We start from the raw sequence: 17,510 nt of genomic DNA on the forward strand, positions 1-17,510 counted from the left end.
GCCACCTGGTTACGCAGACCACCCCAACCCAACTACGAGAGGACACCGGATGCACGTCACTGGAGGACGCGTTTCTGTCCATCATCAAGCGCGGCACGAAGCGCCGAGTCGGTTAGGTCTTCAGGGATCTCTGAAACCGTACGGCGCGACCACCTTACGTATCCTGCGCCAGCTTGCCGCCGATCACCGCAGCGTCGCGATGATCTTAGCGGTGCCGGTCTTGGTTATCACGTTGATGTACTTCATGTTCGAGAACGCTCCGCACCGACCGGGTACGCCATCGCCGTTCAACAACGCGTGCCTGGTCCTGCTGGGCATTTTCCCGCTCTTCGTGATGTTCATCATCACGGCGATAACCATGCAGCGCGAACGGGCTTCGGGAACGCTCGAGCGCATCCTGACCACTCCGTTGCGCCGGCTCGACTTGCTGATCGCCTATGGGACGGCCTTTTCGATCGCCGCGGCGGTGCAAGCCACCCTGGCTTGCCTGGTGGCTTTCTGGCTTCTCGGCTTCGACACCGCAGGCAGTCCCCTGTGGGTGTTCCTGATCGCTATCGTCAACGCGGTCCTCGGTGTCGGTCTCGGATTGTTGTGTAGTGCGTTCGCGCGCACCGAGTTTCAGGCAGTGCAGTTCATTCCGCTGGTGATGGTGCCGCAGCTGTTGCTGGCCGGGATCATCGTTCCCCGCGCACTGATGCCGACCTGGCTGGAGTGGATCAGCAATGTGATGCCGGCTAGCTACGCGCTGGAGGCGCTGCAACAAGTTGGCGCGCATACCGAGCTGACCGGCGTCGCGGTACGTGACATTCTGGCTGTGTTGGGTTTTGCGCTCGCTGCACTGTGCCTGGCTGCCGCGACCCTTCGGCGACGGACTCCATAGCGTGGCGACCACCAACACCGGGCGCAAGCGGCCCGGCCGCCCCTCCGGGAATTCCGACACACGCCAGCGGATTCTGGATAATGCCCGAGTATTGTTTGCCCGCAATGGGATTAGCAATACCTCGATACGTGCGGTAGCCGCGGCGGCGGGCGTCGATTCGGCGTTGGTGCATCACTACTTCGGCACCAAGGAAAAGCTGTTCGCCGCGGCGGTTCGCATCCCGATCGACCCGATGGACATCATCGGCCCGCTACGCGAGGTGCCCATCGAGGGACTCGGCTACGCAATTCCGTCGACGTTGTTGCCACTGTGGGACTCCGAGCTGGGTTCGGGGCTCATCGCCACGCTGCGGTCGATCATTGCCGGCTCGGAAGTTAACCTGTTCCGTTCGTTCATCCAAGACGTGATCGCGGTCGAGCTGGGCGCGCGTGTCGACGACCCCCCGGGAAGCGGGATCATCCGGATCCAGTTCGTGGCATCGCAATTGGCGGGCGTGGTGTTGGCGCGTTACATCTTGGATTTGGAGCCGTTCACATCGCTGCCGGCCGATCAGATAGCGCGGACCATCGCCCCGAACCTGCAGCGTTACCTCACTGGGGATTTACCGGAGCTGCCTTCGCGATGAGGCGGGCATGCTCGTCGTCGCCGACTTCAACGGCCTCATCCACCAATAACACCGGGATGTTGTCTTCGATGCGATAGGCGCGGCGCAGTCGCGGATTGTACAGCAGGTGATCGTCGGCGTCGTCCACCAGCACCAACGGACCCCGGTCTGCTGGGCACACCAGGATGCTCAGCAACTCTTCGTCAATCACGTTCATCCCCAAGCTTATTGCGCACCCGACAACTCCGCCCGCGCGGGACCGGTCAGGCGCCGGAATTGATTCGCCTCGGCGTCGAAGAGCCACGCGTGCCGACCCGGCTTGGGAATCCCGGCGGCACGCAACGGGCTGGCGGTCGGACGATAGGTCGCGCTCAGCGTCAGCTCCGGCACCACGTGCACAATGTCGGGTCCCAGCCCGAACGGCATGGCGGCAACGGCTTCGGTGAGATCGGCGGCGGTGATCGTCGCCCCCGGACGCGTCGTCACCGCGGCCACCGCCACCTGGTGACCGTCCATCGGCACCCCATACGTCACCGCGAGGTCCACCGCGGGAATCAGGCCCAGCGCGTCGGTGATCGGTTCGCAGTAAACGATTCCGCGCTCAGTGGAAATCGTCGAGCCGCGCCTGCCCACTAACCAGAAGTCGCCGTCGGCGTCTCTGCGGAACAAGTACTCGGTGGAAATCCAGGTGTCCGCCGGACCGAAGACACCGCGCTTGACCGACGCGGTCGGATCGATCGGTCCGCGCGGCTCGGCGAGCAACACGCCGACTTCATTGGCGTCCGGAACGCGGACCAGTCCGCTGTCGGTCTCCAGGATCAGATTGTGTTCGGCGTCGTAGGCGCCCAGTTCGACCCGTCCCGCACCCGGCAGTGGCCGTCCCTTGCTACCGATCTTGGCGCCGGACACGTTGGCCAGCACCGCGTGTCCGTCGGTGGTCGCGAAGAACTCGACGATCTGCGCGGGCGCGAACACCTCAGTGATCCGCTGCCACAGACCGGTCGGCATACCCGAGCCGATGAACAACCGCACCGGATGGTTGCCGTGCAAGGCAAACCCGGGGTCGTCGATGACGTCGCGCAACATCGCCCAGGTATAGGAGACGACGGTGACGCCATACTGACGAAGCTCGGCAGCGAATCGGTCGGGCTGCAGCCCACGGGACAATGCGATACGGGTTCCGCCGACCACCGCCCCGCCGAGGCTGACCAGTAGCGCGGACTCATGGTGCAGCGGGGTGAGGCAGTACACGGTGTCGGTGCGTCCCAGGGCGGCGGTCGAGGCGGTACCAAAGGCCGACAACGCCCAACGGTAGTTGGTGATCTGCTTGGCGACGAGCTGGCCGCTCACGGTGCTGAACCCGACGAACGCGAGATCGCGCGCATATCCCGGGTTCGGCCTGTACCAGGCCGGCAACTCGACGGCGTCGGGGTCGATCTGCTCCATGTCGATGACGTTGGCTTCGTCACCCAGATGCAGGTCGCGCGATTCACCACCGCCCAGAACCAGGATTTGCTCGGGCAATTGCCGCGCGGTCTCGAGATGGGTGGGATCGGTGATGATTTCCCTCACGCCGCCGAGCCGGACTGACGCGGCCAGGTCGATATCGGGCTTCAACAGGACCGCGACGGCACCCAACCGCGACAGCGCGGCGATGGCGACGAGCGCGCTCGGCCGGGTCTCCATGAGCACCCCGACGTGTTCGCCTTGGCGCACTCCGACCGCGATCAGGCCGCGCACCACGTTGTCGATCCGCCGGTTCACCGCTTCGTAGGTGTGCACGCGCCCGTCGAAGAGCAGGAATTCGCCGTTGGGAGCGTCGTGCGCCTGCTCGCCGATGATGCGGCCCAACGAGATCCGGGTGTGGTCGTTGATCTGGCCCAGGCGAACCAGACGGGGCAGCGTGCGAACGGTCTCGACGGCCAACGTGCGCACGGATTTATTCGCCGCGAACACGGCGTCGGCGGCGCCGCGGGCGAATGTCAGTGCCACCTCGGAGGCCTCGCCGAGGCCGTGCATCAGCCGGGAAGTGAGCGCGACACCGCGATCGGTAGGTTCTTCCGGCTGATCGGCCATCGGGAAGATGTCGGTGGGCTTGTCGCCGTTTCCGGAGATCCACAGCGCCCAATCGGCGACCGTCGGCCACGACTCCTGCGCTGCTCTGGATCCGACCACCAAGCCGAAATGGCCGGTCCGGATCAGGTATTCGTAGACCTCGGCGTTGGGCGCAGCTCGCCGGATACCCCGCACCGCGGCCGGCTGACCGATGTCGTCGACCTCGCCGACGAAAGCCAGCACAGGACAGGTGATATCGGTCAGCGTCACCAATTGGCCGTTGATCGCGAAACCGCCGGTCATCATCCGGTTGTGCGCGATGAATTGCTTGAGCAGTTCGGAGATGGCCGGTCCGGACCAGGCGATCCAGCCTTCTGACTCCAGGAATCGGCGCTGGGCTTCGCGCGGCAGCAGCGCCTCGCGATCGTGCAGTTGGCGCACGAAATCGACCCGCGCTTTAGCGGTTTTGAGCGGGTCGAGCATCTGAAAGCCGGTGCGCGCCAACCAACCTGGAATATCGAGCCGGTTGAAGACATGGTCGGCCATGAAATTGGCGATACCGGGAGCCAAGTTGGGCGGAAGTCCCATCGGCAGGGCTGCCAGGGTGTCGACCGGCGAGCCGAACGTCACGATGCTGGCGATGCTTTTCGAGCGCCGGTAAGCCGCCGCCTGGTAGCAGAACATCCCACCCTGCGAATAGCCGGCCAGGTGTACGTCCTGACCGGTGATATCGGTGATGGCATCGAGCGACTCGCTCAGCGCGACGATGTGGTCCGCCAGCGTGCGGCGCATCCCGCCTTCGATCTTGTCGGGTGAGCCGAAGTCGATAACCCAGGGATCCAGCCCGGCGGCGTGCAGGATGCCGACCGCGCCTTCCTCGCGAGTGACGTCGAACATATTCGCCGACATCATCATCGGGTGCACGAGCAGCACCGGCGGGCCTGCCTGAGGGTGCCCCGGGCGGCTGTCCGGCGGGTAATACCGTCGGAGCTTGTACATCGGCGTGCTCTCGACGGTCTGTGACGGGGACGGGGAGTTGCCGGTTTCCAGCCCACCCAGCCGCAGGACTTCCAGGCCGTTCTGTGCGGTCGCCATGAGGCGCTCAACCGGTCGCGTAACCGCTGAAAACTTCAGATCCATGCCGCCGCTCCCCTCGAACAAAGACCATCCTGTGCTGCGCGTGGGCCTGACATCATGGCACATGACAGGGGTGGGTCCGTTGCTTTGGCCACGGTGCCCGTCCGTTCGACCAGCCTAGTCGCTCCGGCTCGCCGATCGCCTCTGCCCGGCATGCGGCTAGGGTCGGGCCGGTGGCACATCTGCTGGGCGCCGAGGCAGTACACCTGCAATATCCGACTCGGGTCGTCTTCGAATCGACGACCGTCGGGGTCAGCGACGGCGATCGCATCGGCATCGTAGGACGAAATGGCGACGGAAAATCTAGTTTGCTGGATTTGCTCACGGGTCAGGTGCGCCCGGATGCCGGGCGGGTCACCCGGCGCAGCGGATTGCGGGTCGGAGCGCTGAACCAGGCCGACATCCTCGACCCCCACAGCACGGTGGGATGGACGTTGGTCGGTGATCGCCCCGAACACGAGTGGGCCGGTGATCCGCGCATCCGCGAAGTCGTAACCGGCCTGGTGTCCGACATCGGGTGGGACGCCGTGATCGGCACGCTCAGCGGCGGTCAGCGGCGGCGGGTTCAGCTGGCGGCGCTGCTGGTCGGCGAGTGGGACATCATCGCGCTCGACGAGCCGACCAACCATCTCGACATCGAGGGCATCACCTGGCTGGCCGCGCACCTGCAGCAGCGCTGGGCCCGTAACACCGGCGGACTGCTTTTGGTAACCCACGACCGCTGGTTCCTCGATGAGGTGGCTAACACGACGTGGGAGGTGCACGACGGGATCGTCGAGCCATTCGAGGGCGGTTACGCCGCGTACGTATTGCAGCGTGTCGAGCGGGACCGACAAGCCGCCCTCGCCGAGTCCAAGCGGCAGAACCTGATGCGCAAGGAGTTGGCCTGGTTGCGCCGCGGTCCCCCGGCCCGCACATCGAAACCGAAGTTCCGTATCGATGCGGCCAACCAGCTGATCGCCGACGTGCCACCGCTTCGCAATACAGTCGAGCTGGCCAAACTCGCCACCGCGCGACTCGGCAAGGACGTCGTGGATCTGATTGATGTGTCGGTGTCGTTCGAAGGCCGGCCCGTACTGCGCGATGTCGAATGGCGGATCGGACCCGGCGAACGCACCGGCATCGTCGGGGCCAACGGGGCCGGCAAGTCGACCCTGCTGGGGCTGATCACCGGCACCGTCCAGCCGGAGAGCGGAAAAGTAAAGCGCGGCAAGACAGTTCGCTTGGGAATGCTCGACCAGCGAGGTGACGAGTTGGTTCCGCTGGCCGGCGAGCGGGTCGCCGATGTGCTGGGTCGGCTGCGCAGCGGGTACCAGGTCGACGGACGTGACGTCACTCCCGCCCAACTGCTGGAGCGCCTCGGGTTTGCGAGCGGTCAGCTTTCGGCCCGGGTCAGCGAGCTATCCGGTGGGCAACGCCGCCGCCTGCAACTTATGCTCACGCTATTGGCCGAGCCCAATGTGCTGATGCTGGATGAGCCCACCAACGACGTGGACACCGACATGCTGGCCGCCACCGAAGATCTGCTCGACTCGTGGCCGGGCACGTTGATCGTGGTCTCCCACGACCGCTACCTCTTGGAGCGCGTCACCGATCAGCAGTACGCGATCTTGGACGGTCGGCTGCGACACCTTCCCGGTGGCATCGACGAGTATTTGCGACTGGCGTCCGAGGCGAGTGTGGGGCGGGCCGCAGCCGCTGCCACCAGAACTCCGGAGTCGCAGCAGATCTCGGGGGCCGAGCTTCGCGCCGCCGAAAAGGAGATCGGTGCCATCGATCGCAGGCTGGCGCGACTGGCTGAACAGGTCGCTGCCAAGCATCATGAACTGGCCGAGCATGATCAGTCCGACCACGTTCGCATCGCTCGCCTCACCGAGGAATTGCGCGAACTCGAAGGCAGCATCGCCGAGCTCGAGAATCGATGGATGGAAGTTTCGGAAGCGTTTGAGTGATTTTGAATTTCACTACCGTAAAAATATTTCGGAAATTCGAACCTGAGCTCCGGAATTCCGGTGCAGTGCCAAAATTACTACGGCCACGCTCAGCATATTTTAAGGTTATTAGCGAGCGAACGTCGCTTGTCCGGAATTTGGTGCCCACCTCTGACAGGTTGAGAGATGTCCGCAATGACGCCGGGCCGAGTAGCGCTCATGGTGTTGGCGACCGTGGGCGTGCTCTTGTTCGCGGTGATGTTGTTAACCGAGAGGGGCAATTCGGGCTCAGGCGTCGCCGCGATCGGCCCAGTGGGCATTGTGATCATGGGTGTCTTCGCGACTGCGTGTGCGGTAAACGCCGCTTGGGCCGTTCATGGCCGTCAGCGACTTGCGTGGATTGCCATGGTTACCGGGGTGGGGGGCTGGGCAGCCGGTAATGCCGTTTGGTGCTACGTCGAACTGGCAGACACCGGCCCGATTTCGAATTCCTCCGCAGCTGAGCTGGGCTACGTGGTGTTGCCGTTATGCGCTTTGGGTGCAACGGTTCTGGTTCCTCATCGCGATGACTATCGGTTCGGCGTCGGCCTGCTGCTCGACGGGATCATCGTCGCCACGTCGTTGTTCTTGGCGTTGGGGAGTCTGGTGCTGGGCGCAGCGGACCGGGTGAGCATCCCGCGCATCCTGTTGGCCGGCATCACGGCTATCTATCTCGGGCTCGTCGTCATTGCATTGATTGTCGTCTGGATAGCCGAACCTGGTCGCAGGGCATCGCCGGTGCTGCTGGCCGCGGGGTTCGCGGCCATCGGTATGGCCGGCGCGCTACACCTGTACGAGAACAAGGCCGACCCGGATGACGTCGTAACTCTCGGGTGGGTCAGCGGGACCTACTTTCTCGCGCTGTCCGCAATTGCCTCGCGGCCCGGACCCGACCTCGACACCCGGACATCCCATTCGTTCTCGCGGCTGTCGATGTGGCTGCCGTATCTGCCCGTGTCCGCCGCGATCGTCGTTGGCGCCGTGCATTTCTGGCCCGCGGACCGCGGGGATGCGTTCCTCTTCTCGGCGGGCGTGGTACTCGTCAGCGCCGTGCTGTTGCGCCATCTGTTGGCCCTCGACCGGAAGCGACGTCTGCTCGATGAGGTGGCCGACGCCGCCTTGCGCGACACGGTGACTGGCCTGGCGAATCGGCGGTTGCTCGATGAACGGCTGGCGCACGCTGTGCAGTTGCACCTTCGTCTGGCTGTCCCGGTCAGTCTGCTCAGCGTCAGAGTCGACGATTTCAACGTTGTCAACGACACACTGGGTTACGCCGCCAGCGACGAATTGTTGCGCGGTGTCGGCGCCCGGATCCAAGCCAGCGTCCGGGCCGGTGACACCGTCGCGCGAATGGGTGGAGACGAATTCGCGGTTCTGGTCGAAGACCGCCCCGAGGTCGCCGCGCAGGTCGGCAAAAGACTCGCCCGAGCCTTCGACGGCGCGCTCGACATCGGAGACAATCGGGTGTACGTGCACCTGAGCATTGGCGTGGCAACGGCAGGATCGGACGACGGAGCCTCGGTCACCCCGGGAGACCTGCTGAACAATGCCGAAGCTGCTCGATCCCGCGCCGAACAAACGAGTGCTACTGACGTGCAGACGTTTACCCCGGAGATGGACGCTCATCTCGGCACCCGGCAGTCGTTTCGCGACGGCATCGCCCGGCTACAGCTGCTGTGGGATCTGCGACGCGCTATCGACGACCGTCTGCTCACGCTCGTGTACCAGCCCCAATTCGGGATGGCCAGTGGGTCAATCCGCGGTGCGGAGGCGCTAATACGTTGGGAACACTCCACTTTAGGTACCTTGGAGCCGCGCGAATTCCTGCCGCTGGTCCGTGAACACGGGCTTATGGACGCCGTGACCGATTTGGTGCTTTCCCGGGCGGTCGCGGATGCTTCGGGTTGGTGCCGGGCAGGTTCCGCAATCCCGGTTGCCATCAACCTGTGGGCGCGGTCCCTCGACGATGACACCCTGCCCGACCGCATCATGTCCGTGCTGGATTCGTACAACATGTCGGCCAGCCTGCTGACGGTGGAGATCACCGAGGAGTTGATGGTGGCCGACTTCGGCAAGGGGCGCGCGGTCCTCAATCGTCTACGGCAAGCCGGTATCCGGGTGTCGATCGACGACTTCGGCAGCGGATACTCCACGCTCACCTATCTACGTGAGTTGCCAATCGACGAAGTCAAGCTTGACCGTCAACTCATTTCGCCGATCCTGTACGACCAGCGTGCCGCGACTATCGCTCGATCAGTCATCGAGTTGGCCGAGGAATTCGGTATCGCGAGTGTCGCCGAAGGCGTGGAAAACGACGAAACGGCTCAGTGGCTCAGACGATTCGGCTGTGATGTCGTCCAAGGCAACTATTTCTGCGGACCGTTGCCGGCCGGTGAAATACCGCAGGTCCCCGACGTTCCGACGAGAAGAAATCAGTAGTCGCCTAGCGGCTCAACTTCTCCCGAAGCCGTTCGGCCGCGGCGACAACTGAATCACGTTGCCGGGCAACTTGGCTGGGTGCAGTGCCACCGCGCGCGTCGCGTGAGGACACCGAGCCCTCGATGGTGAGGACTTCTCGCACCTGAGGGGTCAAGTTGGCGCTGATCTCGGCCAGTTGATCGTCGGTCAGCTCGTCCAGCCCGATACCCAGCCGTTCGGCCACTTGCACGGCCGCTCCCGCGGCCTCGTGGGCATCACGGAACGGAACACCCTGGCGCACCAGCCATTCGGCGATATCGGTGGCGAGGGTGTAGCCGGCAGGGGCCAGTGCTGCCATCCGCTCGACATTGAAAGTCAGGCTGCTCACCAGTCCGGCCATCGCCGGCAGCAGCAGCTCCAACTGTGCCACCGAGTCGAACACCGGTTCCTTGTCCTCCTGCAGGTCGCGGTTGTAGGCCAGTGGCTGAGCCTTGAGCGTGGCCAATAGGCCGGCCAGGTTTCCGATCAATCGGCCGGACTTGCCGCGAGCCAGCTCGGCGATGTCGGGGTTCTTCTTCTGCGGCATGATCGAACTACCGGTCGACCACGAGTCATGCAGGGTGACATAGCCGAATTCGGTTGAGCTCCAGATGATGATGTCCTCGGCAAGCCGGGACAGGTCGACACCGATCATCGCGAAGACAAACGCCGCCTCCGCGGCGAAATCCCTTGACGCTGTCGCGTCGACGGAGTTGTCGGCGGCCGCCGTGAAACCGAGTTGTTCGGCGATCGCGTCAGGATCCAGCCCCAGCGACGAGCCGGCCAGCGCTCCTGAGCCGTACGGCGACAACGCGGCGCGCGCGTCAAGATCGACGATGCGGTCGACGTCGCGCAGCAGTGGATGGGCGTGCGCAAGCAAATGGTGGGCAAGCAGGATCGGCTGAGCCGACTGCAGGTGCGTCTTGCCCGGCATGATGGCGCTCGAATGAGCCGCGGCCTGGTCGACCAGTGCGCTGACAAGGTCCAACGCGCCGGCGGCTACTCGCCGGAGCGCGTCCCGCAGCCACATCCGAAACAGCGTGGCCACCTGGTCGTTTCGCGAGCGGCCGGCCCGCAGACGACCTCCCAAGTCGGGTCCGATCCGGTCGATCAGCCCTCGCTCGAGCGCGGCGTGCACGTCCTCGTCGCTGACCAACGGGCCGAAACTGCCGTCGGCGAGGTCTTCGGCCAGGCTGTCCAGTCCGGTCAGCAGCCCGTCGCGCTGATCCTCGGTCAGCAGCCCGGCGTTGAACAGCACCTGAGTGTGCGCCTTGGATGCGGTGATGTCGTAGGGCGCCAGTACCCAGTCGAAGTGGGTGGACCTGCTCAGCGCGGCCAGCGCATCGGACGGGCCCTCGGCGAACCGCCCGCCCCACAGCGATCCCTCGTTGGTGCTCACGTTTCGTCTGCGGCCAGGTCCCGGCGCGCGGCCAGCTTGGACGACAGCCCGTGCACGTAGACGAAGCCCCTCGCCATCGACTGATCGAATGTGTCGCCCTCGTCGTAAGTGGCCAGGTTGAAGTCGTAGAGCGACTCGCTACTGCGCCGGCCGTTGACGGCGATATGGCCGCCGTGCAACACCATTCGGATCTCGCCGGTGACGTGCTCCTGAGTCTTGGCGACGAAGGTCTCCAACGCGGTCTTCAACGGCGAGTACCACAGCCCGTCGTACACCAGCTCCGCCCAGCGCTGGTCGGTTTGCCGCTTGAATCGGCCCAGCTCACGCTCCAGCGTGACGTGTTCGAGTTCAGCGTGGGCCGTGATGAGCACCATCGCGCCCGGCGCCTCGTAGATTTCGCGACTCTTGATGCCCACTAGCCGATCTTCGACGACATCGAGGCGCCCGACACCCTGCGCGCCTGCGCGTCGGTTGAGTTCCTCGATGGCCTGCAGCACTGATACTGAGTTGCCGTCGATGGTCACCGGCACGCCTCGCTCGAAGCCGACGATCACTTCGTCGGGGGTGTTCCAGTTCACCGTGGGGTCTTCGGTGTAGTCGTATACGTCCTTGGTGGGCGCGTTCCAGAGGTGTTCCAGGAAACCGGTTTCCACCGCTCGACCCCACACGTTCTGGTCGATGGAGAACGGCGAACGCTTGGTGACGTTGATCGGGATGGCGTTCTCTTCGGCAAACGCGATGGCCTTCTCCCGCGTCCACGCATAGTCGCGGACCGGGGCGAGCACTTCCAGATCCGGTGCCAGCGAGGCGAATCCGACCTCGAAGCGGACCTGGTCGTTGCCCTTACCGGTGCACCCGTGCGCGACGATGCTGCCGCCGTGTTCGCGGGCTGCCGTGACCAGATGCTTGGCGATGAGAGGCCGGCTGATCGCTGACACCAGCGGGTAGCGATCCATGTAGAGGGCGTTGGACAAGATGGTGGGCAGGCAATAGCCGTCGGCGAATTCGTCGCGGGCGTCGACGACCACGGCTTCGACGGCGCCACAGTCCAGCGCCCGCTGGCGCACCACCTCCATGTCCTCACCGCCCTGACCCAAGTCGATCGCGACCGCGACAACTTCCCGGCCGGTCTCCTTGCCGATCCAGCTGATAGCCACCGAGGTGTCCAAACCGCCGGAATACGCCAAGATGACGCGCTCGGACATGAACTGTTCTCCTTAAAGTTGTGCGGTTATGTGAGGTCTTGGATCAGGTTTGCGAGTTCCGCACCGGTCATCGGCTCGCGAGCCGCCACGAAGATCGTGTCATCCCCGGCTATGGTCCCGACGACGTAGGGCAGCGCTGCCCGGTCGATGGCACTGGCCAGGTAGTCGGCGGCGCCGGGCGGGGTCCGCAGTACGGCGAGGTTTCCGGTGGCGTCGGTGGAAACCAGTACCTCGCTCAACAGCCTCGACAGTCGCGCGGTGCCACCGGATACGCCGCGCAGTGGGCTGCCGTCCTCCGGCACGACGTAGACGCCGACCCCGCCGTCGGCGCCCCGCAGTTTCACCGCCCCGAGATCCTCCAGGTCCCGCGACAGGGTCGCCTGGGTGACCTCGACACCGTCGGCGGCGAGCAGCGCGGCCAACTCGCTCTGGCTGCGCACCTCGGCTGACGACAGGATCGAAACGATGCGCGCCTGCCGTCCGACCCGGGTGATCTCGGGAGTGGTCTTCGAGCGCGTCATGTCGATCGCTCCAACAGCCAGACCAGCAGCGCCTTCTGCGCATGCAGCCGGTTCTCGGCCTCGTCCCACACCGCACTGTGCGGGCCGTCGATCACATCGTCGGTGATCTCGTGACCGCGATGAGCCGGAAGGCAATGCAGCACAACAGCTTCTGCGTCTGCCTTGGTCAGCAGATCGGCGTTGAGCTGGAACGGCCGGAACGGCCGGACGCGGTCCAGCCCGTCGTCTTCCTGGCCCATCGATGTCCAGGTGTCGGTCACCAGCACGTCGGCGCCGGACGCCCCGGCGATGGGGTCCGCGGTGATGGTCACCGAGCCTGCGGTGTCCGCGGCACGGTGTTCGGCGGCGGCGGTAAACAATGGATCGGGCGCGAATCCGGCTGGGGCTGCAACTGTTACGTGCATGCCGGCAGTGACACCGCCGAGCATCAACGAGTGCGCCATATTGTTGGCGCCGTCACCGAAGTAGGACATCCGCAAACCACGCAGTGATCCCTTGCGTTCGGCGATGGTCTGCAGATCAGCGAGTACCTGACAGGGGTGGAACTGGTCGGAGAGTGCATTCACGATCGGCACCGTCGCGGTCTCGGCCATCGCACTCAGACGCGCCTGCCCGTAGGTGCGCCACACGATGGCATCGACGTAGCGGGACAACACTTTCGCGGTGTCCTGCAACGTCTCTTCGCGGCCCAGCTGGGTGCTGCGGCCGTCGACCACCACCGCGTGCCCGCCGAGCTGTGCGATACCCACCTCGAAGGAGAACCGGGTACGGGTGGAGTTCTTGTCGAAGATCACCGCGACGCCGCGCGGTCCGTCCAGCGGACGGTGGCAGAACGGGTCCTTCTTCAATTCGGCGGCCAGCGCCAGCACCTCGGCCTGTTCGCTCGGTGTCAGGTCGTCGTCGCGCAGAAAGTGCCGGATCATGGCGCCTCCCCGGCGGTGTCCAGGATACCGGGCAACGCGGTGACGAACGTGTCGAGCTGATGCTCGGTGATGATCAACGCCGGCGCCAGGCGGATGACGTCAGGTGCGGCGGCGTTGACCAGGAAGCCGGCGGCGCGAGCGGCCGCTTCGACCCCTTTCGCGGTGGGAGAGGTGAGGGCGATCCCGCATAACAACCCACGGCCTCGGACGTGGTCGATCGACGGGTGATGAAGCGATTCGATGCTGTGGTGCAAGGTCTTTCCGAGCACCCCGGCCCGCCGTACCAGGTCTTCGCCGGCCAATACCCGTAACACCGCGAGCGCGGCGGCGGCGCAGGTAGGGTTGCCGCCGAAGGTGCTGCCGTGCAGGCCGGGGGTCAGTAGCTGCGCTGCCGGACCGACCGCCAGGCACGCACCGATCGGCAATCCCCCACCCAGTCCTTTGGCCAGCGTTACCACGTCGGGGGTGACGCCGTCGTGCTGGTGTGCGAAAAATGTTCCGGTACGGCCCATTCCAGTCTGGACTTCGTCGAGAACCAGCAGCGCTCCGTGGCGGGCGGTGATGTCGCGGGCGGCCGCCAGATAGCCGTCGGGCGGCACGACGATGCCGCTCTCCCCCATGATCGGCTCGAGGAACACCGCAGCGGTGTCGTCACCGACCGCTGCCGCCAGGGCGTCGACGTCGCCGTACGGCACGTGTGTGACGTCGCCGGGCAGCGGTGCGAACGGCGCCTGCTTGGACGGCTGCCCGGTCAGTGCCAGTGCGCCCATGGTCCGGCCATGGAAACCACCTTGCGCGGCAACCAGTTTGGTCCGGCCGGTGAGTCGTGAGAGTTTGAAGGCCGCCTCGTTGGCCTCGGTGCCGGAGTTGCAGAACAACACCCGGGCCTCCGCATCGGTGCCGAGGAGACCGACCAACGCCTCGGCCAGTGCGATGCCGGGTTCGGCGGCAAACAGGTTGGAGGTGTGCCCGAGCGTCGACATCTGTCGTGTGACGGCGTCGAGCACGGCGGGATGCCCGTGCCCCAGCACATTGACCGCGATGCCGCCCAGCAGATCGAGGTACGACTTGCCGTCCACGTCGGTGACCACGGCGCCGCGGCCACTGGCCAGGGCCACCGGCGGCACACCGTAGTTGTTCATCATCACCGCCGACCAACGTTGCTGCATGGTCTGCGTGTTCGTCATGCGCTCACCACCTTCGTGCCGGACCCTTCGTCGGTGAGCAGCTCAACCAGCACACAATGCTCGACGCGGCCGTCGATAACGTGTGCACTGGGTACGCCGGCGGTCACCGCCCGTAGGCAGGCCTCGACTTTCGGGATCATGCCGGTCGCCAGCGTCGGTAACAGTTGCGCCAAAGCGGCGGTGTCGATTTCGCTGGCCAGTGAATCCCGGTCCGGCCAGCTGGTGTAGAGACCTTCGACATCGGTGAGCATCAACAGCTTCTCGGCTCCCAGCGCCTCGGCCAACGCGCCAGCGGCGGTGTCGGCATTGATGTTGTGCACGACACCGTCGACGTCGGGCGCCAGCGTCGACACGACCGGAATTCGGTTGGCGGCGATCAAATCCAGTACCACAGCGGGGTTCACCCGGGCGATGTTGCCCACCAGACCGATGTCGGTGTCTACGCCGTCGACGCTGACGCTGCGCCGCACCGCGGTGAACAGATTTGCGTCTTCGCCCGTGACGCCGACCGCGTACGGGCCGTGCACGTTGATCAGGTTCACCAGCTCGCGGCCAACCTGACCGAACAGCACCATGCGCGCCACGTCGAGCACTTCGGGTGTGGTGACGCGGAATCCGCCCTTGAAATCGCCGGTGATGCCCAATCGGGTGAGCATGGCGCTGATCTGCGGGCCTCCGCCGTGCACGACGACCGGATGAATGCCGCAGTTGCGCAGGAACGCCATGTCGGCGGCGAACTCTCGCCGGAGCCCGTCGTCAGTCATCGCGTTGCCGCCGTATTTGACCACAACGATCTTGCCGTGCAGCCGGGTCAGCCAGGGCAAGGCCTCGGCCAGGACCTGCGCTTTGATGTCGGTCGAGATCATGAGCTGTACGCCGAGTTCTCTTCGACGTACGCGTGCGACAGGTCGGTGGTGCGGATCGCGGCATGCGCGGTGCCGACTCCCAGGTCGACGGAGACCTCGATGTCGGCGACCGACAGATCCACCTCGCGCGCTCCCGGTGCGCCGACACCGTCGACGCATACCGCTGAACCGTTGAACGACACGGTGATCCGGTCGGGGTTGAGTTCTACCGGCGCCATGCCGACAGCGGCCAGCACTCGGCCCCAGTTCGGGTCGGACCCGAACAGCGCCGTCTTCACCAGGCTGTCCCGTGCGATCACCCTGGCTGCCGTGACGGCGTCGTCCTGGGTCATCGCGCCGGTGACGCTGATCGTGATGCGTTTGGTGACGCCTTCGGCGTCGGCTTGCAACTGGACGCACAGATCATCGCAGACTCGCAGCACGGCATCGTCGAGATCGGCTTGGCTGGGCGTGATTTCGCTGGCACCGGATGCCAACAGCAGGACGGTGTCGTTGGTCGAGCAGACGCCGTCGATGTCGAGCCGGTCGAATGTGAGCGCGGTGGCGCGTTGCAGCGCCTGCTCGAGCGCCGACGCCTCGGCGACGGCGTCGGTGGTGAGCACGCACAGCATGGTGGCCAGCGATGGCGCGAGCATCCCGGCGCCCTTGGCCATTCCCCCGACGGTCCAGTTGCCCCGATGATGCAGCGCAACCTGTTTGGGCACGGTATCGGTGGTCATGATGGCCCGGGCGGCTTCGTCGCCCCCGGAGATGCCGCCGGCCATCTCGTGCACCAGAGTGACGACGCCGGCGAGAACCTTGTCCATCGGCAGCCGGTCGCCGATCAAGCCGGTGGAACACACCGCAACATCGATCGCCCCGGTCTCGGTGCCCCATTCCGACAGTGCGGTGCCCACCGCCTCCGCGGTGGCATGGGTGTCCTGGAAACCGCCCGGCCCGGTACAAGCGTTCGCACCACCGGAATTCAGGACCACCGCGCGCAACCGGCCGTCGGCCAAAACCTGGCGGGTCCACAACACCGGCGCAGCTTTGACCTTGTTGCGGGTGAAAACTCCGGCGGCCGCGTGATCGGGCCCCTCGTTGAACACCAGAGCGAGGTCGAGATTGCCGGATGCCTTTATCCCGGCCACGATGCCGGCGGCGCGAAAACCGGCCGGGGCAGTGATGCCCTGCGCGCGGACCAAGGGCGAGACGTCGGTGACGTCCGTCATGGCGCCACCCCGACCACCGAAAGGCCTTCATTCTCCGGCCAACCCAGCGCGAGATTCATCGACTGCACGGCCGCGCCTCCGGTGCCTTTGACCAGATTGTCGATCGCTGCGATCGCGACGAAAGTCGACGCGTCCTCGTCCACTGCGACTGCGATGTGCGCGGCGTTGCTGCCGATCACCGCGCCGGTCTGTGGCAATTGCCCTTCGGACAGCAGATACACGAAAGGCTCGTCGTGGTAAGCCTTTTCATATGCGGCTCTGAGTTGCGACAGCGGTGCGGAGGTCCGGGCGGTGCAGGTGGCGAGGATGCCGCGTGAAGTTGGGATCAGCACCGGCGTGAACGACACGGTGACGTTGCGATCGGTGAACTGACCGAGCCCCTGCACGATTTCGGGAGTGTGCCGGTGCGCACCGGCGATGTTGTAGGCCCGGGCCGAACCAATGACCTCCGAACCGAGCAGATCGGTTTTCGCGGCGCGGCCGGCGCCCGAGGTGCCGCTGACCGCCACGACCGTGACGGCGGGGTCGATGAGATCGGCAGCAACGGCGGGAAACAGCGCCAGCAGCGCGGCGGTCGGATAGCAGCCCGGCACGGCGATGCGCCTGGCATCGCGCAACGCGTCGCGATTACCGGGCAGCTCGGGTAGCCCGTAGGGCCAGCTGCCTGCGTGCGGGGAACCGTAGAAGCGCTCCCACGCGTCGGCGTCGCTGAGCCGGAAATCCGCGCCGCAGTCCACCACCAACGTCTGCGGGTCGAGTTGTTGGGCAAGGGTCGCCGAATGACCGTGCGGAAGGGCCAGAAAAACCACGTCATGTCCGGCCAGCACGTCGACCTCGGTGCGCTCCAGGGCCTGTTGGGCCAGCGGCACCAAGTGCGGATGGTGTTCGCCGAGCGGGTCGCCCGCACTGGCGGCAGCGGTCAGCGCGCCGATAGTCAGCCGTCCGTCGTGGTAAGCCGGATGCCCAAGCAGCAGCCGCAGGATCTCACCGCCTGCGTAGCCGCTGGCACCGGCGACCGCCACCCGTATCCCCTGACTCATGGCACCCATCGTTGCATGACTATGCACACTGATGCAAATTCATTCTCCAGGACTG

The 17,510-nt window shown here is 65.3% G+C and carries 14 protein-coding genes and 1 pseudogene; 5 read left to right on the forward strand and 10 right to left on the reverse strand.

The window, feature by feature from the left end; genetic code table 11:
- The 3 genes and pseudogenes from WAO18_RS17775 to WAO18_RS17785 form a co-directional block, all read left to right on the forward strand.
- A pseudogene (locus WAO18_RS17775) lies at positions 1–116 on the forward strand (ABC transporter ATP-binding protein); the annotation flags it as partial.
- 14 nt (positions 117–130) lie between these two features.
- Positions 131–880, forward strand: coding sequence for an ABC transporter permease (locus tag WAO18_RS17780; protein ID WP_422207588.1), 750 nt, complete (start codon positions 131–133; stop codon positions 878–880).
- A gap of 1 nt (position 881) precedes the next feature.
- On the forward strand, positions 882–1,505 hold the full coding sequence (locus WAO18_RS17785) for a TetR/AcrR family transcriptional regulator (RefSeq protein WP_422207551.1): 624 nt from the start codon (positions 882–884) through the stop codon (positions 1,503–1,505).
- On the opposite strand, the gene WAO18_RS17790 is transcribed toward WAO18_RS17785, so the two are convergent.
- On the reverse strand, positions 1,471–1,695 hold the full coding sequence (locus WAO18_RS17790) for a Trm112 family protein (RefSeq protein ID WP_422207589.1): 225 nt from the start codon (positions 1,693–1,695) through the stop codon (positions 1,471–1,473). The genes WAO18_RS17785 and WAO18_RS17790 overlap by 35 nt on opposite strands.
- Positions 1,696–1,709: 14 nt before the next feature.
- Positions 1,710–4,679 carry an acyl-CoA synthetase gene (locus WAO18_RS17795; protein WP_422207552.1) on the reverse strand — a complete coding sequence of 990 codons (2,970 nt, stop codon included), beginning with the start codon at positions 4,677–4,679 and terminating at the stop codon, positions 1,710–1,712.
- Between the two features lie 170 nt (positions 4,680–4,849).
- On the opposite strand from WAO18_RS17795, the gene WAO18_RS17800 reads away from it, so the two are divergent.
- Together WAO18_RS17800 and WAO18_RS17805 are read left to right on the forward strand one after the other, a co-directional pair.
- Positions 4,850–6,628, forward strand: a complete 1,779-nt coding sequence (locus tag WAO18_RS17800) for an ABC-F family ATP-binding cassette domain-containing protein (RefSeq protein WP_422207553.1) — start codon at positions 4,850–4,852, stop codon at positions 6,626–6,628.
- A gap of 165 nt (positions 6,629–6,793) precedes the next feature.
- Entirely contained in the window at positions 6,794–9,085 is a 2,292-nt protein-coding gene (locus tag WAO18_RS17805; RefSeq protein ID WP_422207554.1) for a putative bifunctional diguanylate cyclase/phosphodiesterase, read from the forward strand.
- Between the two features lie 4 nt (positions 9,086–9,089).
- Here WAO18_RS17805 and argH read toward each other — a convergent pair whose 3' ends face one another.
- The 8 genes from argH to argC are packed head-to-tail and all read right to left on the reverse strand — an operon-like array spanning position 9,090 to position 17,455.
- A complete protein-coding gene (argH, locus tag WAO18_RS17810) occupies positions 9,090–10,502 on the reverse strand; it encodes an argininosuccinate lyase (protein ID WP_422207555.1) in 1,413 nt (470 codons plus the stop codon).
- Positions 10,499–11,707: an argininosuccinate synthase gene (locus tag WAO18_RS17815; RefSeq protein WP_422207556.1), complete on the reverse strand. Its 1,209-nt coding sequence runs from the start codon at positions 11,705–11,707 to the stop codon at positions 10,499–10,501. The genes argH and WAO18_RS17815 overlap by 4 nt, the downstream gene beginning before the upstream one ends.
- A gap of 26 nt (positions 11,708–11,733) precedes the next feature.
- Positions 11,734–12,228 carry an arginine repressor gene (locus WAO18_RS17820; RefSeq protein ID WP_422207557.1) on the reverse strand — a complete coding sequence of 165 codons (495 nt, stop codon included), beginning with the start codon at positions 12,226–12,228 and terminating at the stop codon, positions 11,734–11,736.
- Complete coding sequence (gene argF, locus WAO18_RS17825) at positions 12,225–13,151, reverse strand: ornithine carbamoyltransferase (protein ID WP_422207558.1); 927 nt, start codon at positions 13,149–13,151, stop codon at positions 12,225–12,227. Before argF ends, WAO18_RS17820 begins: the two co-directional genes overlap by 4 nt.
- Entirely contained in the window at positions 13,148–14,338 is a 1,191-nt protein-coding gene (locus tag WAO18_RS17830) for an acetylornithine transaminase (protein ID WP_422207559.1), read from the reverse strand. Before WAO18_RS17830 ends, argF begins: the two co-directional genes overlap by 4 nt.
- Complete coding sequence (gene argB / locus WAO18_RS17835; protein WP_422207560.1) at positions 14,335–15,204, reverse strand: acetylglutamate kinase; 870 nt, start codon at positions 15,202–15,204, stop codon at positions 14,335–14,337. Before argB ends, WAO18_RS17830 begins: the two co-directional genes overlap by 4 nt.
- On the reverse strand, positions 15,201–16,415 hold the full coding sequence (gene argJ / locus WAO18_RS17840; RefSeq protein ID WP_422207561.1) for a bifunctional glutamate N-acetyltransferase/amino-acid acetyltransferase ArgJ: 1,215 nt from the start codon (positions 16,413–16,415) through the stop codon (positions 15,201–15,203). Before argJ ends, argB begins: the two co-directional genes overlap by 4 nt.
- A complete protein-coding gene (gene argC, locus WAO18_RS17845; protein WP_422207562.1) occupies positions 16,412–17,455 on the reverse strand; it encodes an N-acetyl-gamma-glutamyl-phosphate reductase in 1,044 nt (347 codons plus the stop codon). Before argC ends, argJ begins: the two co-directional genes overlap by 4 nt.
- Positions 17,456–17,510: the final 55 nt, after the last annotated feature.

Source organism: Mycobacterium sp. (assembly GCF_049278535.1).
GTDB lineage: Bacteria > Actinomycetota > Actinomycetes > Mycobacteriales > Mycobacteriaceae > Mycobacterium.